Origin of the sequence: Streptomyces sp. SID5785, assembly GCF_009870065.1 — a bacterium.
GTDB lineage: Bacteria > Actinomycetota > Actinomycetes > Streptomycetales > Streptomycetaceae > Streptomyces.
Window position 1 is genome coordinate 1 of record NZ_WWIA01000941.1, and the last position, 3,388, is coordinate 3,388.

The 3,388-nt window shown below is 74.8% G+C and carries 4 protein-coding genes and 1 pseudogene; 2 read left to right on the forward strand and 3 right to left on the reverse strand.

The window, feature by feature from the left end; genetic code table 11:
* Positions 1–237 (forward strand): annotated as a pseudogene (locus GTW43_RS30720) (cellulose-binding protein); the annotation flags it as partial.
* Positions 238–279: 42 nt separating this feature from the next.
* Here GTW43_RS30720 and GTW43_RS30725 read toward each other — a convergent pair.
* The gene (locus GTW43_RS30725) at positions 280–723 is read right to left on the reverse strand and encodes a helix-turn-helix domain-containing protein (protein WP_161305261.1); all 444 of its coding nucleotides are present in this window, start codon (positions 721–723) and stop codon (positions 280–282) included.
* A gap of 142 nt (positions 724–865) precedes the next feature.
* On the opposite strand from GTW43_RS30725, the gene def reads away from it, so the two are divergent.
* A complete protein-coding gene (def, locus tag GTW43_RS30730; protein WP_161305262.1) occupies positions 866–1,468 on the forward strand; it encodes a peptide deformylase in 603 nt (200 codons plus the stop codon).
* A gap of 43 nt (positions 1,469–1,511) precedes the next feature.
* Here def and GTW43_RS30735 read toward each other — a convergent pair whose 3' ends face one another.
* The gene (locus GTW43_RS30735; RefSeq protein ID WP_161305263.1) at positions 1,512–3,146 is read right to left on the reverse strand and encodes a cation acetate symporter; all 1,635 of its coding nucleotides are present in this window, start codon (positions 3,144–3,146) and stop codon (positions 1,512–1,514) included.
* The coding region (locus tag GTW43_RS30740; protein ID WP_161305264.1) for a DUF485 domain-containing protein at positions 3,143–3,388 on the reverse strand (246 nt) is incomplete at its 5' end. The genes GTW43_RS30740 and GTW43_RS30735, both read right to left, overlap by 4 nt.

The window sequence follows — 3,388 nt, forward strand, 5'->3', positions numbered from 1 at the left end:
CTGGCCGAGGCGCGGCAGGCCTTCGCCGACGCGGAGGAGGCGGCCCGCCGCCGGCAGGAGGAGGCGGAGGCCGCGGCGGCGGAGGCGCTGGCGCAGGCGCGGGCCCGCGCGGAGCGGATCGGGCACGAGGCCGACCGGGCCGTGGCCGAGCACGACGAGGCCCGCGCGCAGATGCGGGCCCACATGGAGCACGTCCGCAGCTCGCTGGCGACGCTGACCGGGCGGGACCGCCTCTAGAACACCTCGGCCGTCGGGACCGGGTCGAAAAGCCGGGCCGGGTCAGGGTGCGGGGCGGAACGCCGCGTCCAGGGTCCAGCGGGCGGCGCCCTCCGGGTGGGCGGTGCGCCGGGTGTAGGGGGTGGTGAGGGCGCGGACGCGCGCCGCGAGTTCGTCGGCCTCGTCCTCGGTGAGCAGCAGCGCGGCGGACACGGTCCGCTCGGTCGCGGCCGGCCGGCGCGGGTCGTCCCAGCGCAGCCGCCAGGGCCGGACCCGGCCGCCGTGGTGCGGGGCCTCCTCGACGATCCCGTGCCGGGCGAGCTGGCGCAGGTGGAACGAGCAGAGTCCCGAACTGTGTCCGAGCCGGGCCGCCGCCTGGGTCGAGGTGACGGTGCCGAGCTCGGCCAGCAGGTCGAGCAGGGCGAGGCGCACGGGGTGGTCGGGCAGCGGACGTGCGGGGCGTCCCGCCGGGGCGGCGGTGGCGGTCTCCTGGTCCTCGTCGGTCACGGCGGCGCCTCCCTGGTGCGGTTCCGGTGCGGTTCTGCGGCAGGACCCTGCCGGGCCCGCCCCTGCCACGGTATCTTTGCAAACTCCACTTGCTTGCAAAGTACCGGACCATGGGCGGGCCGGTCGAGGGGAGTTGACGGTCATGGCGACGGAGCGGCTGCTGCCGGAGGTCGAGCGGGGCGCGGTGCGGCGCATCACCGTGATCGGGGAGGACGTGCTGCACCGGCGGCTGCGGCCGGTCACCGAGGCCGCCTTCGGGTCGGCGGAGCTCGCGCGCCTCGTCGACGACATGTTCGCCACCAACCACGCCGCCCACGGCGCGGGCCTCGCGGCGAACCAGGTGGACGTCGATCTCCAGCTGTTCGTCTGGGACATGGAGGACGACTGGGGCGTGCGGCACACCGGCCACATCGCCAACCCGGTCCTCGACGAGGAGCCCGTCCCCGGCCGCCGCCTGATCGAGGAGAACGAGGGCTGTCTCTCGGTCCCCGGCCCCTACCGGACGGTGCCGCGCGCCGACCGCGCCGTCGTGCGCGGCCACGACAAGGACGGCGCGCCCCTCGTCGTGGAGGGCCGCGGCTACTTCGCCCGCTGCCTCCAGCACGAGACCGACCACCTGCACGGCCGCCTCTACGTCGACCGGCTCACCAAGCGCGAGCGGCGCGACGCGCTGCGCGAGATGGCGGAGCTCAAGGACGGGGTGTTCGCCCGGCGGGCGGAGACGGCCGCGCGGCTGGGCAAGTAGCGGGCCGGCGGCGTACGGGCGGCGCCCTCCGGCGGCGCGGCGGTCACGGGCTGCGCCGGGCGCGCCCCTCCCGCGGTGCGGGCGGGGTCGCCGCGCCCGCCAGGATCCAGCCCTCGACCGCCTCGTAGCGTGCCTGTTGCCGGGCCGCGCTGCGGGGCGCGGTGAGCCGGGTGCCGAGCCATCCGAAGAGGAAGCCGAGCGGGATGGAGACGATGCCGGTCGTGGTGAACGGGAACCAGGTGAAGTCCCGGTCCGGGAACGCGGCGGCCGGGCTGCCCGAGACCAGGTTCGTCCCCGACATCAGGACGAGGCAGGCCGCCGAGCCGCCCAGCAGCGTCCACAGCAGCCCGGCCCGGGTGTAGCGGCGCCAGAAGAGGCTGTAGACGAGGGCGGGCGCGAGCGCCGAGGCGCCGAGACAGAACGACAGGGTGACCAGGGGCTGCAGGTTGCGGTGCTGGACGACCGTGGCGAGCAGGATGGCCGGGACGCCGACCGCGCAGGCCGACAGGCGTGCGAGCTTCAGCTCGCGGCGCGGGGACGGCTCCCCGCCGCGATGCGCGAGGACGTCGTGGGCGAGCGTGTTCGCGCAGGCCAGGATCATGCCCGCGACGGAGGCGAGCAGCGTGAGGAACAGGGCCGTGGTGACGGCGGTGAACAGCAGCGACTCGGTCGTGGACGTCGCCGGTCCGAACGCCGCCCGCGCGCCCAGGAGGTAGGCCGTGTTGCCCTGCGCGTCGGCGGCGGCGACGGCGTCCCGGCCGACCAGGGCCGTCGCGCCGACCCCGACGACCGAGACGATCAGGACGAAGGCGGCGACCGAGGACACCGCCCAGGACATCGACCGCCGGACCTCGCGCGCGTGCCGGGCCGTGTACATCCGCATGGTGACGTGCGGCAGGCACGCCCCGCCCAGCACGACGGTCAGCTCCGAACTGATCATGTCCAGGCGGGGGTTCGGTCCGCCGGAGAACTGCAGCCCGGAGGTGAGGTAGGCGCTGCCGGCCCCGCTGCGACCGGCGGCCGCGGCGAGCAGCGCGCCCGGGTCCCAGTCGAAGCGGCGCAGGATCAGCGCGGCGACGACCGCGCCGGAGCCGAGCAGCATCACGATCTTCAGGATCTGGATGAGGGCGGTGCCCTTCATGCCGCCGATCGCCGCGTAGCCGATCATCAGGGCGCCCAGCGTGAGGACGCAGCCCGTCTTGAAGTTCTCGCTGGTGAAGCCGAGCAGGAAGGCCATCAGGTCGCCCGCGCCCGCGAGCTGGACCAGCATGATGGGCAGCAGTGCGACGAGGGTGGTCGCGCACGCGGCGATGCGCACGGCCCGGCCCGGCGCGCGCCGCGCGAACACGTCGCCCATCGTGAACCGGCCCGCGTTGCGCAGCGGTTCGGCCAGCAGGAACATCATCAGCATCAGGGACAGCGCGGTGCTCAGGGCGAGCACGATGCCGTCGTAGCCCATGAGGGCGATGACGCCGCCGGTGCCGAGGACGCTCGCCGCGGAGATGTAGTCGCCGGCGATCGCGAGCCCGTTGCGCAGGGGGCTCAGTGAGCCGAAGCCCGTGTAGAACTCCTCCAGGTCGTCGCGGTCGGGGCCGGTCATGACGCAGAGCAGCAGGGTGAGGGTCGCGACGGCGGTGAAGGCGACCAGGGCCATGGACTCGGAGGAGATGTCCCTCATCGCGGGGCGCCTCCCGTCGTGTCGCGGCCCTGGCGGCGCAGCCGGTGGGCGAGCGGGTCGACGCGGCGCCGCGCGGTGACCTCGTAGAGGATCAACGCGAGTCCGGTGACGGGGAGTTGGCACAGGCCGATGAGCAGGCCCGTGGACAGGCCGCCGGTCACCGAGCGGTTCATGAAGGCGGGGGCGAACCCGGACAGGAGCAGGAACGCCGTGAAGTAGCCGAGGGCGGTGAGCGTGGCGAC